This is a genomic window from Brenneria nigrifluens DSM 30175 = ATCC 13028 (assembly GCF_005484965.1).
GTDB lineage: Bacteria > Pseudomonadota > Gammaproteobacteria > Enterobacterales > Enterobacteriaceae > Brenneria > Brenneria nigrifluens.
In genome coordinates this window covers 682,898-705,011 of the sequence record NZ_CP034036.1, presented here as the reverse complement: position 1 = coordinate 705,011, position 22,114 = coordinate 682,898, and the positions used below count along the sequence as shown (strand labels likewise).

Genomic DNA, 22,114 nt, shown 5'->3' with positions numbered 1-22,114 from the left:
TACTACTGACCGCTACCGTGCCCGCTCAGGGCAATTACTTTTTATCTTTTACTTCTTCAAACTCGGCATCGACCACGTCGTCGTCTTTATGAGCGGCGTCATCCGCCGCGCCTTCAGCGCCCGCGCCGGCCTGTGCCTGCTGCTGAGAGGCTTCCAGCAGTTTGCCGGAAACCTGAACCAGCGCCTGGATCTTCGCTTCGATATCGGCCTTGTCTTCGCCTTTCAGCGCGCTTTCCAGCGCTTTCAGCGCGTCGTCAATGGCGGTTTTATCATCGGCGGCCAGATTATCGCCGACTTCTTCCAGCTGCTTGCGCGTGCTGTGCAACAGGTGATCGCCCTGGTTGCGGGTCTGCACCAGTTCCTCAAACTTACGGTCGGATTCCGCGTTCGCTTCGGCATCGCGCACCATTTTCTGGATTTCGTCCTCATTCAGACCGGAAGAGGCCTTGATGGTGATTTTCTGCTCGCGGCCGCTGTTTTTATCTTTCGCGGAAACGTGCAGGATACCGTCGGCATCGATGTCGAACGTAACTTCAATCTGCGGCAAACCGCGCGGCGCAGGCTGAATGCCGTCCAGGTTAAACTGCCCCAGGGACTTGTTATCCTGGGCGCGTTTACGTTCACCCTGCAGGACATGAATCGTCACCGCGGACTGGTTATCTTCCGCCGTAGAGAACACCTGGCTGTGTTTCGTCGGGATAGTGGTGTTCTTGGCAATCAGCGCCGTCATCACGCCGCCCATGGTTTCGATACCCAGCGACAGCGGGGTAACGTCCAGCAGCAGAACGTCTTTCACGTCGCCGGACAACACGCCGCCCTGAACCGCGGCGCCTATAGCCACCGCTTCATCCGGGTTGACGTCTTTACGCGGTTCTTTGCCGAAGAAATCAGCCACTTTCTTTTGTACCAGCGGCATACGGGTCTGACCGCCGACCAGAATAACGTCCTGAACCTGAGACACGGACAGGCCGGCGTCTTTCAGCGCGACTTTCAGCGGCTCCAGAGAACGGTTGACCAAATCTTCAACCAAAGACTCCAGTTTGGCGCGCGTCACTTTGATGTTCAGGTGTTTCGGGCCGGTCGCATCCGCGGTGATGTACGGCAGGTTGACGTCGGTCTGCTGCGCGGAAGAGAGCTCAATCTTGGCTTTTTCCGCCGCTTCTTTCAGACGCTGCATCGCCAGCGGATCGTTACGCAGGTCGAAGCCCTGCTCTTTCTTGAATTCGTCAACCAAATAGTTGATCAAGCGGCTGTCGAAGTCTTCGCCGCCCAGGTGGGTGTCACCGTTGGTCGCCAGAACTTCAAAGGTTTTTTCGCCGTCGACCTCATCGATTTCGATAATAGAGATATCGAAAGTACCGCCGCCCAGGTCATAGACGGCAATGGTGCGGTTGCCCACTTCTTTATCCAGGCCGTACGCCAGCGCGGCGGCGGTCGGTTCGTTAATAATACGTTTCACTTCCAGGCCGGCGATACGGCCGGCGTCTTTGGTCGCCTGGCGCTGAGCATCGTTAAAGTAGGCCGGAACGGTGATAACCGCTTCGGTTACCGGTTCGCCCAGGTAGTCTTCCGCCGTTTTCTTCATTTTTTTCAGCACTTCAGCTGAAATCTGCGGCGGAGCCAGCTTCTGATCTTTCACTTCCAGCCAGGCATCGCCGTTATCCGCCGCGATGATTTTATACGGCATGATGTTGGTATCGCGCTGAACTTCTTCATCTTTGAAACGACGGCCGATCAGACGCTTAATCGCGAACAAGGTATTTTTCGGGTTAGTCACCGCCTGACGTTTAGCCGGTTGGCCAACCAGAGTCTCACCGTCTTGGGTATAAGCAATGATTGAAGGCGTGGTGCGATCGCCTTCGCTGTTTTCCAGTACTTTAACCTGCGTACCGTCCATAATCGCTACACAAGAGTTGGTCGTACCAAGGTCGATACCAATAATCTTACCCATCTAAACATCTCCACTAAAAAGTCATATTCGGTGTGGTAGTTCAACCTACTATGCGGACGCAATGTCATTTTTCAACTGCACAACAACATTTTCCACCGGCGCGGCCTGCTGTTTCCAAGACGCCGCGCCAGCGTAACGAGCCGACATAAACCCTTTTTTGATTTGGTCAAACCGTTTTGGTTGAAAATAAGATGGGGTCAACAATTCCATCATCAAGGGGGGATATGAAAAAAAATGACCTTTATGCCCTGTTCAATCAAACTATTCCGCATTCGACATGTTGTGTCCGCTCAACGCGCCGGATATGATGCCGCGCTCGCTGGTAAAACGGGGGACGCTTCCGTCGCTATCACGGGCAATAACACCTTAAACAACATCTATTTTGATAATCGGTTATTGCAGAGGTTTTATGAGCGCAAACACGTTGGCGAATCCCGGTCCGTTAGGACTGATGGGCTTCGGGATGACCACTATTTTATTAAACCTGCACAACGCAGGCTTTTTCCCGCTTTCTTCCATTATCCTCAGCATGGGCATTTTCTACGGCGGTATCGCCCAGATTCTGGCCGGATTACTGGAATATAAAAAAGGCAATACCTTCGGCGTTACCGCATTCACCTCTTACGGTGCTTTCTGGCTAACGTTGGTCGCTATTCTTATATTACCGAAAATGGGCCTGGCCGAAGCCAGCGATCCTCAGTTCCTGGGCGTATTCCTCGGCCTGTGGGGAGTATTCACCCTGTTTATGTTCTTCGGAACCTTACGCGCCAACCTGGCGTTGCAGTTTGTATTTGCCAGCCTGACCCTGCTTTTCGCGTTACTGGCCGTCGGTAATTTTACCGGCAACCATGCGCTGCTGACCTTTGCCGGTTTCGAAGGCATTATCTGCGGCGCCAGCGCGATTTATCTGGCGATGGCGGAAGTGCTGAACGAACAGTTCGGACGTAAAGTCCTGCCCATCGGCGCACGCGGCGCGCACTAAGTATGGAATTGCGTCACTCCCTGCGCCGCGGGGAGTGACCATCTTATGTTTGAAATCGCCAAACTTCAGTTCAGGCCATTGACAAAGCTCGTTATTAGGGAGAGCGTGGCGAGGGGCCGTAGCGGCTTACGCCGCCGACAAATTTGCCGGGAGCAAATTTGAACAGCATTTATGCTGGCCCGCAAGGGTGGGACACAGGGATGTGTCCCATCATGGCCCCTCGGTATGGTAGGCCCGGGTATCGCCGACTTACAGGCGACTTTGTCAGCAATCTCAACTTCAGTTTTTTATTTCGCGGATGGCATTTTTAGGACGAAAAGCTGCTACGACGCGCGGATCGGTTTCAATGTAAGGCCCTTCCAGCAGTTGGATACAATAGGGAATACTGGCAAAAATCCCGGCCACGACGACGTTGCCGTCACTATCTTTTAGCCCTTCCAGCGTCTCTTTGATGGATTTGGGCTGCCCCGGCAGATTAAGAATCAGCGCATGTTTACGAATCACCCCCACCTGTCTGGACAGAATCGCCGTCGGCACAAATTGCAGGCTGATTTGGCGCATCTGTTCGCCAAATCCAGGCATTGCGCGATCGGCGATCGCCAGCGTCGCGTCGGGCGTCACATCGCGACGCGCCGGCCCGGTGCCGCCCGTGGTGAGCACCAGATGACAGCCACGCTCATCAACCAGTTCACATAGCGTTTGTTCAATCAACGGTTGCTCGTCCGGCACCAGGCGGGTTTCGATTTCAAAGGGTGTAGTTAATGCGGCCGTCAACCATGTTTCCAGCGCCGGAATGCCTTTATCCTGATAAACACCGCCGGAGGCCCGATCGGAAACGGATACCAATCCCACATGCAATACGTTCATAAAGGACTCCTGGAAAATGAAAACCCAATTTTATCAGGATATTGTCTGCTTCGAGCGGCTAAATCGCCACATCACCGCCAAGCCTCGCCACACCGGGATGCCGCCCAGCCTGTATATAATAATCGTTATTAAGTCTCCTCTCAAAAATGATAAAAATTTATTTTAAGCAGTAACCCGCAGCATTGAATCCAAAGAGATAATAGAACAGTGCGAGTTTCCTCAACCGCCGAACTCCCGTCAGCTTTTCCTTAAATAAAAACTTTTAAAAAAAAGGAAAACAACGCCTCTGCCTATCATTAACGTTCACCCGAGCGAGGATAATATGATAAAATCGGGGCATAGCTTATATGCCAAGATAATAAGTAAAAAGTCACACCAAGGAAGTATGCATGAATAGCACTAAATATAAGATATTAGAGTTTTTTTCCCATCCGATATCCGCATTTATTCTGTTCGGTTTTATTTCATTTTTAATCGCCGTCGTTGTTATGCATGAGTCAGATAAAAGAACCTGGCGGGTGGAGAAGCGTAACCTTGAATCGATCATCAAAACCTATGATTCCTATAATTCCGGCGACGTTACAAACATCGATACCACGGAAAAAACCGGACGCTACCTTGTCGCGCGCATAAGAACCTTCGCCTTCAATACCCGCGATGTGAGCAGTGAATGTATCAACCGCTTGTCAGCCTCAGAGCTGCAATTTAATGATATGGCCGTTATCCGCGTCTGTCAGAATAAACTCCCCTCCATAGGTAAGTACGCGGGGCGGGATACCTTAACGTTCATTTTCCCGATTCTGTCGGCAAAAGACGAACTGCTGGGCGTGCGCATCCGCACTACGTCACGGGAGCCTATCCCTTCGATACTGGATACCTTTTTATCGACCACCTCGGCGTTTATTATACTGAGCATCGTGCTGTTTTGCGCGATACTGGGAAGTCTGCTCTCCATACTCGCCAAAAAGTATCTGATAGAACTACCGATAACCGCAAGATATGACGACCTGACCGGATACCTGCGGCGGGAGGCCTTTTTTATGGCCGCCAATAAAGTGCTGAGCATCGCCAATTTCGCCAAACGTCCGGTTTGCGTCATCCTTATCGATATTGATCACTTTAAGAACGTGAATGATACTTTCGGCCATAGCGCCGGGGATGAGGCACTAAAATTTGTCGCCGAAGTTTTTAAAAAATCATTCCGCCGAGAAGATATTTTCGGACGTATCGGCGGTGATGAATTTGCTATTGTTTTACCCAACATCGAACTGGAAGACGCCTACACGGTGGCGGAACGAGCCAGATTAAAGGTCAGTAATGCCAAGAGCGTAATATTCGGCAATGAGATGAACCTGACGGTCAGTATCGGACTGGTGGAATACCATATTGAAAAAGAAGATTTGATATCGGTTATGAACCGTGCGGATGAAAAACTCTATATCGCCAAAAACACGCGCAATGCCGTGGCGAAATAACGTCGCCTGGCGAAAACATGAAAAAAACTAAAGTATACCCGTCATCTTTCAAGTTGCAGGTGCGTTGACTGCCTTCGCTCACCCCAGTCACTTACTTGAGTAAGCTCCTGGGGATTCGTTCAGTTGCCGCCTTCCTGCAACTCGAAATCTATTGGGTATATATGGCATGGCGTCATGCGTTTACGCCTTGCAATGGCCGGATATCCATCCGGCCATTTTTTTCGCGCGTTTTTTTACAGTAATTCAGCAATCACTTTTTCCAGTTTTTCCTGGTCGACCGCAAACTTGCGAATGCCATCGGCCAGTTTATCGACCGCCATGGGATCCTGATTATGCTGCCAGTAGAACTGTGCTTCGGTCAGTTTAGCCGGACGCGCCTTAACCTCGCCGCTATAAGAAAGTTTACGCACCACATCCCCTTCGCTTTCCGCCAGTTCTTTCAACAGAGCCGGCGCGATGGTCAGACGGTCGCACCCGGCCAACTCGATAATTTCCCCCAGGTTACGGAAGCTGGCGCCCATCACCACGGTTTCATAACCGTGTTGTTTGTAGTAGTTGTAGATTTCAGTGACCGAAATCACCCCCGGATCTTCGTTCGGGGCAAATTCTTTCTTATCGCCATTGGCTTTGTACCAATCCAGAATACGGCCGACAAAGGGTGAAATCAGGAATACGCCGGCTTCGGCGCAGGCGCGCGCCTGCGCAAAGGAGAACAGCAGCGTCAGGTTACAGTTGATGCCTTCTTTCTCCAGCTGTTCCGCGGCGCGAATGCCCTGCCAGGTGGAAGCCAGTTTGATCAGAATGCGCTCATTGCTGATGCCGGCATCGTTATAAAGCTTAATCAGACGTTTTGCCTTCGCCACGCTGGCTTGCGTGTCATAAGAAAGACGGGCATCCACCTCGGTGGAGATACGGCCGGGGATCAGTTTTAAAATCTCAAGGCCGATGTTCACCGCCAGCTTATCCGTGGCGTCAATCACCCGCTGCTCACGGCTATCGCTCTGCTCGCGCGCCCAGCCAACGGCGTCGTCAATCAGCTTGCGGTATTCGGGAATCTGGGCGGCATTAAGAATCAGCGATGGATTGGTGGTGGCGTCTTGCGGTTGATACAATTTCATCGCCGCAATATCGCCGGTATCAGCCACAACCGTTGTCAGTTGGCGTAGGGAGGTCAGTTTATCCGTCATATTGGCATTTCTCATGGTTTATACGTGAATTATTCGAGCATGAACTGGTGGCGGTGTATTTTCGCTTGAATCTGATAATAACACGCGCGAAATCCGGCGCAAGGCGGCCTTTTCAGCTGCGCTATCCGTCCGTTCAGCCCGGCGAAAGCTCGATTGCTATTCCCTGTTATAACCATCGCCGCTTTCTTGCCTGATTTTGCCTGGTTCTTGTTATAGTAAGAGCATCAACATCGGCCCGATAGGATATGGCGCATGCTTATAACCATTTCACCCGCAAAAACCCTCGACTACACCACGCCTTTAGCGACGCAACGCTATACTCAGCCGGAATTACTGGACTATTCCAGCAGGTTGATTTCCATTTGTAAGCAACTGACGCCGGCGCAGATCGCTTCGCTGATGAGCATCAGCGACAAACTGGCCGACTTGAATGCCGGCCGCTTTAATGACTGGCACCCCGACTTTACCCCCGAAAATGCGCGCCAGGCGCTGCTGGCTTTTAAAGGGGATGTATACACCGGCCTGGCCGCGGAAGATTTCAGCGAAGACGACTTTGATTTCGCCCAGCGGCACCTGCGCATACTTTCCGGGTTATACGGCGTGTTGCGACCGCTGGATTTAATGCAGCCCTACCGGCTGGAAATGGGCACCAGACTCGACAATAAAACGGGCAAGGGACTCTACGGCTTTTGGGGGGATGTGATCGCTGAAAAGCTGAATCAGGCGCTCGGCGAACAAGGTGACGACATTGTGGTTAATCTGGCGTCGGATGAATACTTCAAAGCGGTTGACCGCAAAAAACTGCATGGCCGACTTATCAAACCGGTATTTCTGGATGAGAAAAACGGCAAGTTCAAGGTCATCAGCTTTTACGCCAAAAAAGCCCGCGGCTTAATGAGCCGTTTTATTATCCAGAACCGCCTGACGCAGCCGGAACAGCTGAAAGACTTTGATCTGGAAGGTTATTACTTCGAAGCGACCCAATCTTCGGCGGACGAGCTGATTTTCAAACGGCGCGAGCGGTAAATAAATATCCGCTGACTCATCCTCACAAACCTCAAGATAGCCGCGCGTGCGGTTTTCTCTCCAGGTTTGAGGAGAGCTCGTCTATGGATACGGTAATATATCCGGCTGTTTTCCTGATCCGACTTTATGCCCCGCGGGTAACGAAATACATCATTCCGGTCTTGTTTTTACAGCGAGGGAAAGCCATGGGATGAGCGGCTTTCACGCCGCCGGCCTCTTAAGACCCTGGCGCGTTACCGGCGATGCGATCGACGAAATAACCGGCAAGGCCGGTATAGCGATGGGGAGCAAGCAATTCCGCCAACTCGCCGGTCTCCAGCCATTGAGTAACCCTCGAGTCCTGTTGAAGCTCGTCCTGTAACGACCCTCCCCGTTCAAATACGGCCATGCAGATATGGTAAAGAATGTCATGGGCTTCCTGACGGCCGATTTTTTCTCCCAGGCGCATCATCACCGCTTCGGACAGCAGCAGCCCCTTTTGCAGATGGAGGTTTCGTTCCATATTGCTTTCACGCACGCTCAAACGGGCGGTGACAGCGGCGGTTTTTTTCAGCGCCGCGTGCGTCAGACTGAACACCCGGCTGATAAATTCCCGCTCGGTCTGCAAGGCGATCTTGTCGCGTTCATGATCGGCAATCATCGCTTCCAGCGCCAACGGCACCGTACTGCGCACGATGCGCGCCAGCGCCACCACGGTTTCACAGACGGGGGGATTACGTTTGTGCGGCATGGTGCTGCTGCCCACTTTGCCTTCATTAAACGGCTCTTCCAATTCCGCGATTTCACTTTTTTGCAGGTTATAGATTTCATGGGCAATGCGGGCGGCCGACTGGGAAACCATGGCCAACTGAACAACCAATTCCGCGATGCTATCCCGGCTCACATGCCAGCTGATGTAGGCGTCATTCAGGTCGAGCGCCCGAAAAAGCCCCTGCTGCACCGCGATGCCTTTATCGCCAAGCGACGCCAGCGTACCCACCGCCCCGCCAAACTGGCCGACCAGCACCCGCGGCTTGATCTCTTGCAACCGCTGCTGTCCGCGCCGCAGCTCCTGCGCCCAACCTGCGGCTTTAAAGCCAAAGGTGATGGGAAGCGCCTGCTGGCCGTGGCTGCGTCCCACCATGGTCAAATCACGATACTTAACCGCCAGCGCCAGCGCATGCTCGATCAACTCCGCCAAGCTTTTCTCCACCCATGTCAATGCGTCGCGGATTTGCAGCACCGTTCCCGTATCCATGATGTCCTGCGTGGTTGCTCCCCAGTGAATGTACTCGCCGCTGTCTCCGGCGCAGAGCTGCTTCATGGCCTTAAGCAGCGGCACAATGGGATGCGCCATACGATCCATATCGGCTTTGAGCGCCGCCAGATCGATAAGCTCGGCGCGCGCCTGGCGGCGGATTTCGGCGGCGGCGGCGGCCGGGATAATACCGAGCTCCGCCTGAACGTCGGCCAGAGCGGCCTCAACGTCGAGCCAGCGTTGTACCGTGGCGCGATCGCTGAAAATATCGCGCATTTCCGCCGTACCGAATTGGTCGCCGAACAGTTCACTATCAATAACATAGGCACTCATAAGACAATTATCTCCTGTGGAAAATTTTCCTGTTTCGTCTTACCCGGCCCGCGGCTTTATCACCGGCGCCGCGCTAATAGCGTATCCCGCTACGCGGCAATCCGGGCCTTGTCGCGCCATCGTCCATGGCATCGGGGATTTATTCCTGAAAAACTTCCTGCCGGGAGCGATTCAGTCGAGGTAAAAAGATAAGCAGCACCAGCAGCAGCGCGGCCAATAGCAGGCCCGCGGAGAGCGGGCGGGTAACGAAGACGCTGAAATCGCCGCGCGACAGCAGCAACGCCCGGCGCAAATTCTCCTCCAGCAGCGGCCCCAGTACGAAGCCCAGCAACAGCGGCGCCGGCTCCAGCCGCAGTTTGCCAAGCAGATAGCCGAATAGCCCGAAGGCCAGCATCTGCCAGAGATCCGCCGCGGCGTTTTTCACCGAATACACGCCGATGCAGCAAAACACCAGGATCATCGGATACAGCAAGGTATAGGGAATGCGCAGTAGCCGGGCCCACAGGCCGACCAGCGGCAAATTGAGCAGTACCAGGATCAGATTACCCAGCCACATGGAGACAATAAGCCCCCAGAATAGCGCCGGGTTGGTGCTCATCACCTGCGGCCCGGGCTGGATGTTGTGGATCATCATCGCCGCGACCATCATCGCCATCGTGGCGCTGGACGGGATCCCCAGGGTCAGCAGCGGGATAAACGAGGTCTGCGCGGCGGCGTTATTCGCCGATTCGGGTCCCGCCACGCCTTCAATCGCCCCCCGGCCGAACTCCTGCGGCCGCGCGGTACATTTTTTTTCCAGGCTATAAGAGGAGAAGGCGGCCAGAGTGGCCCCGGCGCCCGGCAATACCCCCAGCAGACTGCCCAGTCCGGTGCCGCGCAGGATAGCGGGCCACATGCGGCGCCAGTCCTGGCGCGCTGGCCAGAGGGTGTGGATCGGCGCGGTGCCATCGGCCCGCGCCGCCTCCTGCTCCAGGTTGCGTACGATTTCCGCGATGCCGAAAATGCCCATGGCGATGCAGACGAAATCCAGCCCGTCCAGCAGGCTGAGCTGGCCGAAAGCGTAGCGCGCCATGCCGGAATTCACGTCGGTTCCCACGGTACCCAGCAGCAGCCCCAGAATGATCATGCCGAAGGTTTTACTCAGCGCGCCGGAAGCGATCACCACCGAACCAACCAGACCGAACACCATCAGGGAAAAATAATCGGCGGGACCGAAATTGAGCGCGATGGCGGTAAGCGGCTGGGCGAACAGGGCAATGAGCAGCGTCGCCACGCTGCCGGCGAAGAAAGAACCGATACCGGCGGCGGTCAGCGCCACGCCGGCCCTGCCCTGAAGCGCCATTTGATGACCATCCAGGGTGGTGATGACAGAGGAGGATTCGCCGGGCAGATTAACCAGTATGGCGGTGGTCGAACCGCCATACTGCGCGCCGTAATAGATGCTGGAGAGCATGATTAGCGCCGCCGTCGGGGACATGCCGTAGGTGATCGGCAGAAGCATGGCTATCGTGGCTACCGGCCCGATACCGGGCAGCACCCCGATCAGCGTGCCCAGCAGGCAGCCCAGCAGGGCGAACAGCAGATTTTCCAGGCTGAGAGCGGTGGCGAACCCCAACTGCAGATGTTGTAGTAGCTCCATGATCCTATCCTATGAAAAACGGCCACAGAGGCAGCGGCAGGCCCAATCCCTTGACGAACACCAGCGCGCTGAACAGGGCCAGCGAGCCACCCAGCGCCGCCGCCCGCAACAGCGAGGCATGCGGCGCCGCCAGGGTGGCGGCCAGCACCATCAGCACGATGGCGAACAGCAGGCCGCACCAGGGCAAGGCCAGCGCAAACGCCACGATGGACCCGGCGACCAGCCCCAAGGCGCGCCGATTCGTAGGGGGCAGACGTTCGGCGAAACGGGAACGTATTCCCTGCGCCAATACCCAGCAGCCGATCAGCATCAGCAACGTACCCAGCCAGAACGGCAGAAAGCCCGGCCCCATGCGCGCCGCGCTGCCCAACGGGTAATGCCGCCAGGCGACGATCGCGAACGCGCCGCCCAGCAGCAGATACAGCAGACCGCTGAGCGCATCGGGTTGATTAATGCGCCGTGACATACACTGCTCCCGGGCGGCGGCGGCCGGTCGCCCGAATAAACAACCCGAAATATATTTCCCGTTTATTTGCGTTCATATCATTGCCTGCTTTATTACGACGATATCGCTTTAGCGATGAATCAACTTTAGTCAGCAAAAAAATATATAGATAGTTTGCATAATACCGGTTATTTATATCATGTAATTTTATAATTACGCCCTTATTCTAAGTACGCATTTTTAATTTCTAAAGATAAATTACACATATTCATTGCCGGGATAAATAAAGAGGAAAAATAGATAATGAAATATGCATTTATACGCTTCGCTGCCGTCATGGCGATCGCGGCGGGGACGCCTGCACAGGCGCAGGAAGCTTATCCGACGCGCCCCATCACTTATGTCGTCCCTTACACTCCGGGCGGCACCAATGACAATTCAGCGCGCATCGTCGCGCGCGCGCTGGAACGGCGGCTGGGTCAACCGGTAGTGATAGAGAACCGCCCCGGCGCGGGCGGCACGCTGGGAGCGGCCAAAGTGGCGCATGCGCGCCCGGATGGTTATACCCTGCTGAATGCCTCCATCGGCAATCTGGCCATCGCGCCGCAGCTGCTGCCGGCGCAGTTTGATCCGTTCAAGGACTTCACGCCGCTGGCCCATATTGGCGGCTCGCGTTCCGTCATCGCGGTCAATCCATCGCTGCCGATTAACTCCATCGCAGAGCTCATTGATTATGCAAAGAAAAATCCCGGAAAATTAACTTACGGCACTTCGGGGAACGGTACGCCGGGCAATATTTCCATGGAGTATTTCAAGATGCTGAGCGGCGTCGATATTCTTCATATTCCCTATAAGGGCAGCGCCCCCTCGCTGGCCGACGCGGTGGCAGGGCACATCGATCTGGTTTCCGATCCGCTGGCCAACGGTTTTGTCAAAGCCGGGAAACTACGCGGCCTGGCTTATTTCGGTGCCGACAGCGCGCCGGATTTGCCCGGCGTTCCGCCGATTACCGACAGCTATCCGCAGTGGAACTTCTCCGGTTCATTTATCGCCGTCGCGCCCGCGGGCACGCCGCAACCGGTGGTGGATAAATTGCGCCGGGCCTTCAGTGAAGCGTTAAACGATGCGAAAACCCAGGCGGAATTAACCGGCATCGGCGTATCGCCGGAAATAAAAACGCCGGAGCAAACCAGCGAATTAATTAAAGCCACCTATTCCATCAGTAAAGATATCATTCAACGAGCCAATATTTCCGTCAATGAATAAGCCAATATCCTATCCATATAATCTCGGGCTATTTTTTCCGCCCGAAAAATATAGCGCCTGTTTATTATGAAAATAGATGATATCGACGCCTTTGTGACGCTGGTGCAGTTGAAATCCACCCAGGCTACCGCGACTCAGTTGGGGCTAACCCAGCCGGCGGTCACGCGCCGCGTACAAAATCTGGAGCAGGCGCTGGGCGTACAGCTGCTGGACAGGCAAACCAAGCCGCTCAAACCCACGCCGCTCGGTCTGAGCGTTTACCGGCAGTGCCGGCGCATTCGGCATGAGATAGACGCCCTGCGCCAATTGATATCGCGCAAAGAGGGTCCGAGCGGCGCGCTGCGCCTGGGGTTGCCGCACAGCCTGGCGGAGCGGGGGGTGATGCCGGCATTGGCGACGCTGTGCGGCGAGTACGGCGATATCCGGCCGCAGATCGTCAGCCATTGGGGGCTGCCTTTGCTGGAGAGCCTGCGGCAGGGAGAACTGGATGCCGCGGTGCTGATGTTTCCCGCCGGCAACGTGTTTCCCGACGGGTTGCATAGCAGCGATCTCGGGCCGGTGCCGCTGACGGTGGTGGCGCCGCGCGACAAAGCTCCCCCGCCGCGGACGTTGGCGGAGTGCTATCCCCACGGCTGGGTGCTTAATCCGGAGGGGTGCGGTTTTCGCGCCGCGCTGCGACGCGCGCTGGCGGAACAAGGGTTGCCGCTGCGCATCACCATGGAGGTGATCGGATCCAACCTGCAGCAGTCGCTTATCGCCAGCGGCGGCGGGTTAGGGCTACTGCCGCGCTTTCAGGTGGAAAACGGTCTGTGGGCCGATCGGCTACGCATTTTGCCCCTGGCGGATTTCGCCCCGCAAAATCGCCTGTGGCTGGTGCATTCCGCCCTGCCGCAGCAACTACGCGACGCGGCGGCCAGCTTCGCCGGGGCGGTGGCCGCCGGACTGGGGCTGCCGGCGCCGCACGCCGCTTAGACCGGCACGGCGCGCCCGCCGGCCGAATCCCCGCGCCTGCGCGCGCGGGTTTTGCAAACCAGGGTGAAGGAGAGAATATGAGCGCAACGTTAAGACAGGATCGGCTACGCGACTTTATCGGCAAACTGGCGGCGGAGGTGGAGTCGGCTGACGATGAAGAGAGTCTGCTACGCCAGGGACGACCGCTGCTGGCGGAGTTGGTACGCCACGATGACTGGCTGGATGAGGCTTTCGCCCAACCTCACCCCGACCACTACCAGCAGTATCTGCTGCATGTGGATTCCCGCCAGCGGTTTTCGGTGGTGAGTTTCGTTTGGGGCCCCGGACAATTCACGCCGGTACACGACCATCGGGTCTGGGGACTGATTGGCTTGCTGCGCGGGGCGGAGCGTTCGCAGTCGTTTGCGCGCCGCGATGGGCGCCTGGCGGAAGACGGGCCGCCGGTGCTGCTGCGCCCGGGCGAGGTGGAGGCGGTGTCGCCCAATATCGGCGACATCCACCGGGTGAGCAATGCGCTGGATGACGCGGTCTCTATCAGCATCCATGTCTACGGCGCCAATATTGGCGCGGTGCGGCGCGCGGTGTATGACGCCGACGGCCGGGAAAAAACCTTTATTTCGGGCTATTCCAATACCCTGCTGCCCAATATCTGGGACCTGTCCAGGCAGCAGCAATAGCGCTTTGGCGCATCGCGGCTGGCGGAGTCGCGGCGATGAAAAAGCGACGCGCTCCCGGCGCGGCACTGGCTTTCGCGGCGTCCCTGCCGCTCACGCCCGCCGCAGCGCGATTTTTACGCGAAGAGAAAAGTTTGCTTACTCCGGCAAGGTTATCAGGAACTGACGCAGCTGCGCGAAATCAGCCGGGAAATGGTGCGACAGCAAATCCAGATCGGCGCGTTTCGCCAGCGCGTCAGGCAGTTCCAGCGTTTTGCCCAGAATGGCTTCCACGCTTTCCTTGAATTTCGCCGGATGCGCCGTTCCCAGAAACAGCCCGAACTCACCGGGCTGCAGCTGATCGCGCAGCAAACGATAGGCAATCGCCGCATGCGGCTCGGAGGTATAGCCCAGCGCTTCAAGCTCATGCAAGGTCTCTTTGGTGGTATCGTCGCTTACCGCGCCGAAGCCCAGCGTTTTCAACTGCCAGTCTTTACGGCGGAACAGCTCTTCCACACGCGGCCAGTTGTTCGGCTGGCTCACGTCCATGGCGTTGGACAGGGTGGCGACGGTCTTATTCGGTTGCCAGGCGCCATTGCTCAGGAAACGCGGCACGGTGTCGTTGGCGTTGGTGGCCGCGATAAAGCGTTTAATCGGCAGGCCGAGTGATTTGGCCAGCAGGCCGGCCGTCAGATCGCCGAAGTTGCCGCTCGGCACCGAAACCACCAGTTGATCGCGCGCTTCCTGCGGCAACTGCGCCACCGCTTCAAAGTAGTAACAGATCTGCGCCAACAGGCGGCTGATATTAATCGAGTTGGCCGAATTCAGACCGATGGCCTTTTTCAGCTCTTCATCATCAAAGGCCTGCTTGACCAGCGCCTGACAGGCGTCAAAATCGCTGTCGACGGCGATGGTGTGAATATTGCCGCCCAGCGTGCAGAACAGTTTTTCCTGCAACGGGCTGATTTTCCCTTGCGGGTAGAGGATCACCACGCGGATGTTTTCCAGACCGTAAAACGCGTGCGCCACCGCCGCGCCGGTATCCCCCGAGGTGGCGGTAAGAATGGTGATTTTATTGTCGCCCGCCACTTCCGTCAGCATCTGCGCCATAAAACGCCCGCCGAAATCCTTGAACGCCAGCGTCGGACCGTGGAACAGCTCCAGTGAAGCGATATCTTCCGTTACGGCGGCGACGGGCGCCGGGAAAGCAAATGCCGCCTTGACGCGCTGATAGACCGTTTCATCGGCCATTTCATCGCCGATATAGGCGGATAAAATGCGGCTGCTGCGGGTAACGAAATCCATCGCCAGCAGTTCATCAATCTGAGTGCGCCCGAACTCGGGCAGTTCCAAAGGAAAGAACAGCCCCTGCCGACTTCCCAGCCCTCGTTGAATAGCCTGCGCAAAGCTGACCTGCTCGTTATGATCTTTAAGGTTGTAGAGTTTCATGCATTATCCCAGTTGTCGCGCGCCTGTGGTATCCAGACGGCAAATATGAACAAAACCTTCATCGTTCTGCAAATAGTTATCCCGCAGCCAGTCGGCCAGACGCTGCGCGCTGCCCATTTCATCGCATACGGAAAACAATGTCGGACCTGAACCGGAAATACCGCAGGCCAGCGCCCCGATATCCTGCGCGGCCTTGCGCGCCTCGGCAAAGCCGGGCAGCAGTTTCGTCCGATAAGGTTCTGCTATCACGTCTTTCATCAGTTTAGCCGCCAGCGAGGCCTGCCCGGTATGGCAGGCGTGAATAAAGCCCGCCAGATATCGGCCGTGACTGATGCAGTCCTGGCGGCGATATTGCGCCGGCAGAATCGCCCGCGCTTCGGCGGTCGACACCTTGATACCCGGGTAGGCCATCACCCACAGCCAGTCGTCAAACGCCGGCACCGGCTGGCTGATAATGCCCTCTTCCCCCAGCATCAGTTGGATGCCGCCGAGAAAACAGGGCGCTACATTATCATAATGCACGCTGCCGGAAATACGCCCTTCCAGTTCGCCCATCAGCGTCAGCAGGCGGGTATCGTCCAGCGGCTTGCCGCAAAATTCATTCATCGCCATCAGGCCCGCCACCACCGAACAGGCGCTGGAGCCCAGGCCGGAGCCGATCGGCATATTCTTTTCCAGCGTCATCGCCACCGGGATGGTTTTACCGATTTCCTGACAGAAACGCTCCCAGCACTGATAGACGATATTTTGCCGCGCATCGTCCGGCAGCTTGGCGACAAATCGCCCTTCGCAGCGCAGGCTGAATTGATCCGCCGCGACGGCGGAGACGCAGTCCCCCAGCAGCGATCCGTCCAGCGGCGAAACGGCGGCCCCCAGCACATCAAATCCGACGCTGACGTTGCCAATCGACGCTGGCGCATACACCTTAACCATAATCAAGCTCCCAACTTCCATGACAGGGTACGCAGCAAGTCGGCGAATACGCCGGCTGCGGTAACATCATTCCCCGCGCCATAACCCCTCAATACCAACGGTAACGGCTGATAGTAGCGGCTGTAGAAGGCCAGCGCATTTTCGCCGTCTTTAACTTTAAACAGCGGATCGTTGCCGCCCACCGCGCTAATCTGAACCTTACAGTTCCCCCCTTCGATCACGCCGACATAGCGTAGCACTTGACCTTCATTGCGCGCCCGGGCGACGCGGTCGGCGAATTCGCCGTCCACCGACGGCAAACGGTTCATAAAGCTCTCCACGTCGCCGGAGGCGTCAAAACCGGCCGGCAGCACGGATTCCACCGCGATGTCGTCCAGCTCCAGTTTATAACCCGCTTCGCGCGCCAGAATCAGCAACTTGCGCGCCACATCCATACCGGACAGATCGTCGCGCGGATCGGGCTCGGTGTAGCCCTTTTCTTTCGCCTGGCGCGTGGCTTCGGACAGCGACAGCCCCTCATCCAGCTTGCCGAAAATAAACGACAGCGAACCGGACAGGATACCGGTAAAGCGGATCAGCTCATCGCCGGCGTTCAACAGATTTTGCAAGTTCTCGATAACCGGCAGGCCGGCGCCCACGTTGGTGTCATACAGGAAGCGGCGGCGCGATTTCGCCGCCGCGCTGCGCAGTTGCTGGTAGTAGTTCATCGACCCGGTATTGGCTTTCTTGTTCGGCGTCACCACGTGGAAGCCGTCGGCCAGAAAATCGGCGTATTGATCGGCCATCGCCTGGTTGGAAGTACAGTCCACGATCACCGGATTGAGCAGATGATACTCTTTTACCAGACGGATCAGCCGCCCCAGATTAAAGGGCTCGCGGGCTTTCGCCAGCTCATCGCGCCAGCCGTCCATCGCAATACCGTTGACGTTGGTCAACAGCGCTTTGGAATTGGCGATGCCGACCACCCGCAGGTCGATATGCTTCTGCTTCAGCCACGGCTGCTGGCGATGGATCTGCTCCAGCAACGCGCCGCCGACCCCGCCGACGCCGATGACGAACACGTCGATCACCTGATCGGTATTAAACAGCATCTGGTGCGCGACGCGCACGCCGGTGGTCGCCACGTCGTTGTTGACCACCACGGAGATGGAACGCTCGGACGAGCCCTGGGCAATGGCGACGATATTGATATTGGCGCTGGCCAGCGCGGAGAATAAACGGGCGGAGAGGCCGCGCAGCGTGCGCATGCCGTCGCCCACCACCGAGATGATGGCCAGACGCTGCATCACATCCAGCGGGTCCAGCACGCCCTCTTTCAATTCCAGATAGAATTCATCTTCCAGCGTCTTTCTGGCGCACGCCAGTTCGCTCTGCGGCACGCAGAAGCTGATGCTGTATTCCGAAGAGGACTGGGTAATCAGCACCACCGAGATGCCCGCCCGCGACATGGCCGCGAATACGCGGGCCGCCATGCCGATCATCCCTTTCATGCCCGGCCCGGAAATATTGAACATCGCCATATTGTTCAGGTTGGTGATGCCTTTGACCGGATATTCGGTGTCGGTGCCGTCCAGGCCGATCAGCGTGCCGGGAGCCTGTGGATTTTCGGTGTTTTTGATAAGGCAGGGAATCTGGAACTGGGCGATGGGGGCGATGGTTCTGGGGTGGAGGACTTTGGCGCCGAAGTAGGATAGCTCCATCGCCTCCTGATAGGACATCGACTTCAGCAATCTGGCGTCCGGCACCTGACGCGGATCGCAGGTATAAACGCCGTCGACGTCCGTCCAGATCTCGCAACAGTCGGCGCGCAGACAGGCGGCCAGCACCGCGGCGGAGTAGTCGGAGCCGTTGCGGCCCAGCACCACCAGTTCCCCTTTTTCATTACCGGCGGTGAAACCGGCCATCAGGATCACGTGCTCTTTCGGGATGGCGCTTTCCGCGATGCGGCGGGTGGATTCGGCGATATCGACGGTGGATTCAAGGTAGTGCCCCTGCGCCAGCAGTTTTTCCACCGGGTTGATAACAGAAACCCCGTAGCCGCGCGCCTGAAACACCGCTTCCATAACGGCGATGGAGAGCTTTTCGCCGCGGCAGATAATGGACGCGTTCACGCTGTCGGGACACTGCCCCAGCAGGGAGATACCGTGCAACACCTGTTTTAACTGCGCAAATTCGTGATCCACCAGCGCCTTCAGACGGGTAGCGTCAAATCCGGGCTGAGACTGCGCCAGACCTTGCAGCAGGGAAGAGAAGATAGTTTCGGCGTCGTTAAGATGAGGCAGAATATCCTGTCCGGCGACGGTTTTATCAATCATCGCAACCAGATGGTTGGTAATTTTCGCCGGCGCCGACAGGACGGTGGCAACCTGTCCCTGGCGCGCATTGTTCTCGATAATGTCGGCCACGCGTATAAATCGCTCCGCGTTCGCCACCGAAGTCCCGCCAAATTTCAACACTCGCATTTTTATCTTTTCTCCTGAATTTCCATCGACAAAAACGCCGGGAGCGTTTTTGAACGCCGCTTACCGCGGCTTAAGGTGCGGCGGGCACAGATAGTCCGCCATAAAAAATCGCCTGGAGCGATTTTAAACGTCGCTCCGCGACGGCCTGTCAAGGTGGCGGACAGGATAGTCCGCCATAAAAAATCGCCCGGAGCGATTTTAAACGTCGCCCCGCGACGGCCTGTCAAGGTGGCGGACAGGATAGTCCGCCATAAAAAATCGCCCGGAGCGATTTTAAACGTCGCCCCGCGACGGCCTGTCAAGGTGGCGGACAGGATAGTCCGCCATAAAAAAAAGCCCGCACTATTCGGTGCGGGCTTTTTTCGATTCTTCTGTATGCGTCAGCCCGCACCGTTACTGGTTGTAATGGTGATGGTAATAATCGTGGTGATCGGGCTGATATGGCGCATGATAAAATCTTGTCTTGGTAAATTTAGATACGATTGCCCTATTAGTTAGGCAATCGCCCCTTGAAGTCAACGGATTTCTTTTTTTTCATCGCGGCGGACGGCAAGGAACAAACGTTGAATAATCTATGAAAAGTTTATCTTTAAAAATAATTATTCGCAAAAATAGAAAAGCTAATACATTTAACTGCAAAAGAATCATTGATAAACTTTTTATTTCGATATCGTTTTCTCGATGTCATGCAGCAACATATGCAGCATTGCCGTGTCCCGCCGCTCCAACCGTCCCAACCGCTGATGGATCCAGTCGCGCAGCTTTTCATCGTCATCCACCGCCAGATTGATTAACAGCCGCTCTAACCGTTGACGTAGCGCCGACAGTTGCCCCTCCTGCGGTGCGACGGCGGCGCCGGGTTTCACCTGCATCAGCTCCGCCAGCTGATAGCAGTATACCATCACCGCCTGACCAAGGTTCAGGGAGGGATAATCCGCCTTCATCGGCACGCCGGTTAGAATATCCGCCAGTTCGAGCTCTTCATTGGTCAGACCGGAATCTTCCCGCCCGAAAACCAGCGCCGCCGTTCCCACCCAGTGCTGTTTTTCCTGCATTACCCCCAGCAGTTCGGCGGGGGTGCAGTAATAACGAAATCTGGCGCGGCTGCGCGCCGTGGCCGCAACGGTAAAATCAATATCCGTCAACGCATGAGCCAGCGTAGGAAAGGTGGCCGCCGCATCCAGAATATCGCCGGAGCCGTGGGCGACGCGGCGCGCGGCCGGATCCTGATGAATATTGCCGCCGACGATCCGCAGCCCGCCGAATCCCATGGTTTTCATCGCTCTGGCGGCGGCGCCCACATTTTCAGCCCGCGCGGGTTCAACCAAAATAATATGAAACTGCATCACCACTTCCCCGTACCCTGCGTCGCCCGTTAAAACCCAAAAAATAAAACCGCTTGCTTACCGCTACCGTCAAACGAAGGGTATGTTTATTTCTCATAACGTAATATGGAATTGATCTAACCCCATCATTTTCTTTACTTTATATTAACCTAAACAGATTCGAAGACATCCGCGCGGCAGGCAAGGCGCGGATAAAACCCGACGTGCCAGACTACCATTTCTTGATTCAGGATGAAATTAACATGCCCGCTTCCGCTGTACTTTCCACCGGCCCATTCCGTGCGATAAAAAAGCTGGCCGTCATCGCGTTTTCCTTATTTCTGCTGGCCGGCTGCGATAGCGCCGATACCTCCGGCGGCGCTTCGCCCTCCACCATTCGCTACGCGCTGTGGTCTTCGCCCAGCGGGAATTTTCATCCTGAACTTTACTTCACCGATTACGATCGCGCGGTCATTTTCGTCGCTTTCGACCGGCTGGTGGAACTCAGCCCGCAGCAGGAATTTACCCCCTCGCTGGCATCACGCTATGAATATTCGCCGGACGGCAGAACCCTGACGTTTCATCTCCGCGACGGCGTGAAGTGGCACGACGGGCAGCCCTTCACCGCCCGGGACGTGGCGTTTACCTATCAGGCCACCGCCGATGCGCACTGGCCGGCGGATACGCCGGAATTCACCACCCAGCTCGAGGGATTCAAGGCGTACCATGAAGGCAACGCCGACGCCGTCAGCGGCATCAAGGTCATTGACGATCGTACGGTGAGTTTCACCTTTACCACGCCCTATGCCTCGGCGCTCTCCTATTTTGCCGACCGCCCGGTGCTGGCGAAACATATCTGGGAAAAGACCCCGATCGCCGAGTGGAGCCGCGCCACCGCCCTGCTGAATAGCCCGGTGGGAACCGGACCGTATAAAGTGACGCGTTTCGTGCCGGATCAATACGTTGAGCTGGCGCGCAACGACGACTATTTCAAGGGCGCGCCCAAGACCGAACGGCTGATTTTCAAAGTCAGCAACCGCGACACCGCCCAGTCGGAGTTGATTAACGGCGAGCTGGATATCGTCGAGCTTTCCTCGTTTAACCCGACGGATTTAAAACTCTACCAGGACGCGGGCGTCAACCTGATTGTGCAGAACGGCACCAGCGGCCAGTACATCTCGGTCAATCATCAGGATCCGATCCTGGCCGACACCCGCGTGCGGCAGGCGCTGATTTACGGCATCAACCGCCAGGGCATTATCGATCATCTGCTGTTCGGCAACGGTCAGCTATTTAACGCCAAGATCCACCCGCAGGATCCCGCCTACCCGCCGCAGTTGAACGAGTATCCCTACTCGGCGGACAAAGCGGCCGCGCTGCTCGAACAGGCGGGCTGGGTCGCGGGCGGCGACGGCTTCCGCGTCAAAGACGGCAAGCGCCTGGCCCTGACGCTGCACGTGCCCACCGGTAACCGCACGCGTGAACAGTCGGCGGCGATCATTCAGCAGGATCTGAAGCAGATCGGTATCGATATCAATATCATCGTCGGCGACTTCAACTCCACGCTGGCCATTTTGCAAAACCCGCAGACGCCCTATCAGTTGCTGCTGATGGGCGGCATGTTCCGGCCGGGGCAGTACAGCAATGATTACTGGTGGGAGCGCTTCAGCGACGAGCAACTTACCCAATTGGGGGATGAAGCCAATCGTACGGTGGAAAACGGCGCGCGCAATCAGCTATTGCACCAATGGGCGCAGCGCCAGAACGAACTGGCTATCCTCACCTGGCTCTATATTCCCAGCCTCGGCTATGCGGTCAATCCGCGGATTAGCCAGTACCAGCCCTACGCGTATGAGGCCTTTAGCCAGGTGAATCAGTGGACTATCGCCCCATGACGCCAAACCGTTCCGGC

Annotated in this window: 18 protein-coding genes and 1 other annotated feature; of the genes, 7 read left to right on the top strand and 11 right to left on the bottom strand. The window is 56.5% G+C overall.

Annotated elements, in window-relative coordinates:
• Positions 1-34: 34 nt before the first annotated feature.
• Complete coding sequence (dnaK, locus tag EH206_RS03215) at positions 35-1,951, bottom strand: molecular chaperone DnaK (protein WP_009111380.1); 1,917 nt, start codon at positions 1,949-1,951, stop codon at positions 35-37.
• Between the two features lie 409 nt (positions 1,952-2,360).
• On the opposite strand from dnaK, the gene satP reads away from it, so the two are divergent.
• Positions 2,361-2,933, top strand: coding sequence for an acetate uptake transporter (gene satP / locus EH206_RS03210; protein WP_009111379.1), 573 nt, complete (start codon positions 2,361-2,363; stop codon positions 2,931-2,933).
• A gap of 279 nt (positions 2,934-3,212) precedes the next feature.
• Here satP and mog read toward each other — a convergent pair whose 3' ends face one another.
• Positions 3,213-3,800, bottom strand: coding sequence for a molybdopterin adenylyltransferase (mog, locus tag EH206_RS03200; protein ID WP_009111378.1), 588 nt, complete (start codon positions 3,798-3,800; stop codon positions 3,213-3,215).
• 389 nt (positions 3,801-4,189) lie between these two features.
• On the opposite strand from mog, the gene EH206_RS03195 reads away from it, so the two are divergent.
• Positions 4,190-5,275 (top strand): GGDEF domain-containing protein, encoded by a 1,086-nt coding sequence (locus EH206_RS03195; protein ID WP_009111376.1) that lies wholly within the window; start codon positions 4,190-4,192, stop codon positions 5,273-5,275.
• Positions 5,276-5,508: 233 nt separating this feature from the next.
• Here the strand turns inward: EH206_RS03195 and tal are convergent, their stop codons facing one another.
• The gene (gene tal, locus EH206_RS03190) at positions 5,509-6,462 is read right to left on the bottom strand and encodes a transaldolase (protein ID WP_009111375.1); all 954 of its coding nucleotides are present in this window, start codon (positions 6,460-6,462) and stop codon (positions 5,509-5,511) included.
• A gap of 252 nt (positions 6,463-6,714) precedes the next feature.
• On the opposite strand from tal, the gene yaaA reads away from it, so the two are divergent.
• Positions 6,715-7,488, top strand: a complete 774-nt coding sequence (gene yaaA / locus EH206_RS03185; protein WP_009111374.1) for a peroxide stress protein YaaA — start codon at positions 6,715-6,717, stop codon at positions 7,486-7,488.
• 217 nt (positions 7,489-7,705) lie between these two features.
• On the opposite strand, the gene purB is transcribed toward yaaA, so the two are convergent.
• The 3 genes from purB to EH206_RS03170 all read right to left on the bottom strand — a co-directional run bounded on the left by purB (position 7,706) and on the right by EH206_RS03170 (position 11,163).
• Positions 7,706-9,058 (bottom strand): adenylosuccinate lyase, encoded by a 1,353-nt coding sequence (gene purB, locus EH206_RS03180; RefSeq protein WP_009111373.1) that lies wholly within the window; start codon positions 9,056-9,058, stop codon positions 7,706-7,708.
• A gap of 139 nt (positions 9,059-9,197) precedes the next feature.
• On the bottom strand, positions 9,198-10,697 hold the full coding sequence (locus EH206_RS03175; protein WP_009111372.1) for a tripartite tricarboxylate transporter permease: 1,500 nt from the start codon (positions 10,695-10,697) through the stop codon (positions 9,198-9,200).
• A 4-nt stretch (positions 10,698-10,701) separates the two neighbouring features.
• Entirely contained in the window at positions 10,702-11,163 is a 462-nt protein-coding gene (locus EH206_RS03170; RefSeq protein ID WP_009111371.1) for a tripartite tricarboxylate transporter TctB family protein, read from the bottom strand.
• Positions 11,164-11,445: 282 nt separating this feature from the next.
• On the opposite strand from EH206_RS03170, the gene EH206_RS03165 reads away from it, so the two are divergent.
• From EH206_RS03165 to EH206_RS03155, 3 genes are all read left to right on the top strand, one after another.
• A complete protein-coding gene (locus tag EH206_RS03165) occupies positions 11,446-12,408 on the top strand; it encodes a Bug family tripartite tricarboxylate transporter substrate binding protein (RefSeq protein ID WP_009111370.1) in 963 nt (320 codons plus the stop codon).
• Between the two features lie 66 nt (positions 12,409-12,474).
• The gene (locus EH206_RS03160) at positions 12,475-13,380 is read left to right on the top strand and encodes a LysR family transcriptional regulator (protein ID WP_009111369.1); all 906 of its coding nucleotides are present in this window, start codon (positions 12,475-12,477) and stop codon (positions 13,378-13,380) included.
• Positions 13,381-13,457: 77 nt separating this feature from the next.
• Entirely contained in the window at positions 13,458-14,057 is a 600-nt protein-coding gene (locus EH206_RS03155; RefSeq protein ID WP_009111368.1) for a cysteine dioxygenase family protein, read from the top strand.
• A 135-nt stretch (positions 14,058-14,192) separates the two neighbouring features.
• Here the strand turns inward: EH206_RS03155 and thrC are convergent, their stop codons facing one another.
• From thrC to EH206_RS03130, 5 genes are all read right to left on the bottom strand, one after another.
• The gene (gene thrC, locus EH206_RS03150) at positions 14,193-15,482 is read right to left on the bottom strand and encodes a threonine synthase (protein WP_009111367.1); all 1,290 of its coding nucleotides are present in this window, start codon (positions 15,480-15,482) and stop codon (positions 14,193-14,195) included.
• A 3-nt stretch (positions 15,483-15,485) separates the two neighbouring features.
• On the bottom strand, positions 15,486-16,415 hold the full coding sequence (gene thrB, locus EH206_RS03145) for a homoserine kinase (RefSeq protein ID WP_009111366.1): 930 nt from the start codon (positions 16,413-16,415) through the stop codon (positions 15,486-15,488).
• Positions 16,416-16,417: 2 nt separating this feature from the next.
• Positions 16,418-18,877: a bifunctional aspartate kinase/homoserine dehydrogenase I gene (gene thrA, locus EH206_RS03140; RefSeq protein ID WP_009111365.1), complete on the bottom strand. Its 2,460-nt coding sequence runs from the start codon at positions 18,875-18,877 to the stop codon at positions 16,418-16,420.
• Between the two features lie 326 nt (positions 18,878-19,203).
• Positions 19,204-19,319: a sequence feature (Thr leader region), on the bottom strand.
• Positions 19,258-19,326, bottom strand: a complete 69-nt coding sequence (thrL, locus tag EH206_RS23595) for a thr operon leader peptide (protein ID WP_071778505.1) — start codon at positions 19,324-19,326, stop codon at positions 19,258-19,260. Its footprint overlaps the feature before it by 62 nt.
• A gap of 210 nt (positions 19,327-19,536) precedes the next feature.
• Positions 19,537-20,223 (bottom strand): tRNA/rRNA methyltransferase, encoded by a 687-nt coding sequence (locus tag EH206_RS03130; RefSeq protein ID WP_009111364.1) that lies wholly within the window; start codon positions 20,221-20,223, stop codon positions 19,537-19,539.
• Between the two features lie 242 nt (positions 20,224-20,465).
• Between EH206_RS03130 and EH206_RS03125 the strand changes: the two genes are divergently transcribed.
• Positions 20,466-22,097, top strand: a complete 1,632-nt coding sequence (locus EH206_RS03125; RefSeq protein ID WP_009111363.1) for an ABC transporter substrate-binding protein — start codon at positions 20,466-20,468, stop codon at positions 22,095-22,097.
• The last annotated feature ends 17 nt before the right edge of the window (positions 22,098-22,114 follow it).

Coding starts and splice junctions, on each gene's coding strand:
- EH206_RS03175 (WP_009111372.1), bottom strand. CDS start 10,697: ATGGAGCTACTACAACATCTGCAGTTGGGGTTCGCCACCGCTCTCAGC.
- tal (WP_009111375.1), bottom strand. CDS start 6,462: ATGACGGATAAACTGACCTCCCTACGCCAACTGACAACGGTTGTGGCT.
- EH206_RS03195 (WP_009111376.1), top strand. CDS start 4,190: ATGAATAGCACTAAATATAAGATATTAGAGTTTTTTTCCCATCCGATA.
- yaaA (WP_009111374.1), top strand. CDS start 6,715: ATGCTTATAACCATTTCACCCGCAAAAACCCTCGACTACACCACGCCT.
- EH206_RS03125 (WP_009111363.1), top strand. CDS start 20,466: ATGCCCGCTTCCGCTGTACTTTCCACCGGCCCATTCCGTGCGATAAAA.
- purB (WP_009111373.1), bottom strand. CDS start 9,058: ATGAGTGCCTATGTTATTGATAGTGAACTGTTCGGCGACCAATTCGGT.
- EH206_RS03130 (WP_009111364.1), bottom strand. CDS start 20,223: ATGCAGTTTCATATTATTTTGGTTGAACCCGCGCGGGCTGAAAATGTG.
- thrC (WP_009111367.1), bottom strand. CDS start 15,482: ATGAAACTCTACAACCTTAAAGATCATAACGAGCAGGTCAGCTTTGCG.
- dnaK (WP_009111380.1), bottom strand. CDS start 1,951: ATGGGTAAGATTATTGGTATCGACCTTGGTACGACCAACTCTTGTGTA.
- EH206_RS03165 (WP_009111370.1), top strand. CDS start 11,446: ATGAAATATGCATTTATACGCTTCGCTGCCGTCATGGCGATCGCGGCG.
- thrA (WP_009111365.1), bottom strand. CDS start 18,877: ATGCGAGTGTTGAAATTTGGCGGGACTTCGGTGGCGAACGCGGAGCGA.
- EH206_RS03170 (WP_009111371.1), bottom strand. CDS start 11,163: ATGTCACGGCGCATTAATCAACCCGATGCGCTCAGCGGTCTGCTGTAT.
- thrB (WP_009111366.1), bottom strand. CDS start 16,415: ATGGTTAAGGTGTATGCGCCAGCGTCGATTGGCAACGTCAGCGTCGGA.
- EH206_RS03160 (WP_009111369.1), top strand. CDS start 12,475: ATGAAAATAGATGATATCGACGCCTTTGTGACGCTGGTGCAGTTGAAA.
- satP (WP_009111379.1), top strand. CDS start 2,361: ATGAGCGCAAACACGTTGGCGAATCCCGGTCCGTTAGGACTGATGGGC.
- mog (WP_009111378.1), bottom strand. CDS start 3,800: ATGAACGTATTGCATGTGGGATTGGTATCCGTTTCCGATCGGGCCTCC.
- EH206_RS03155 (WP_009111368.1), top strand. CDS start 13,458: ATGAGCGCAACGTTAAGACAGGATCGGCTACGCGACTTTATCGGCAAA.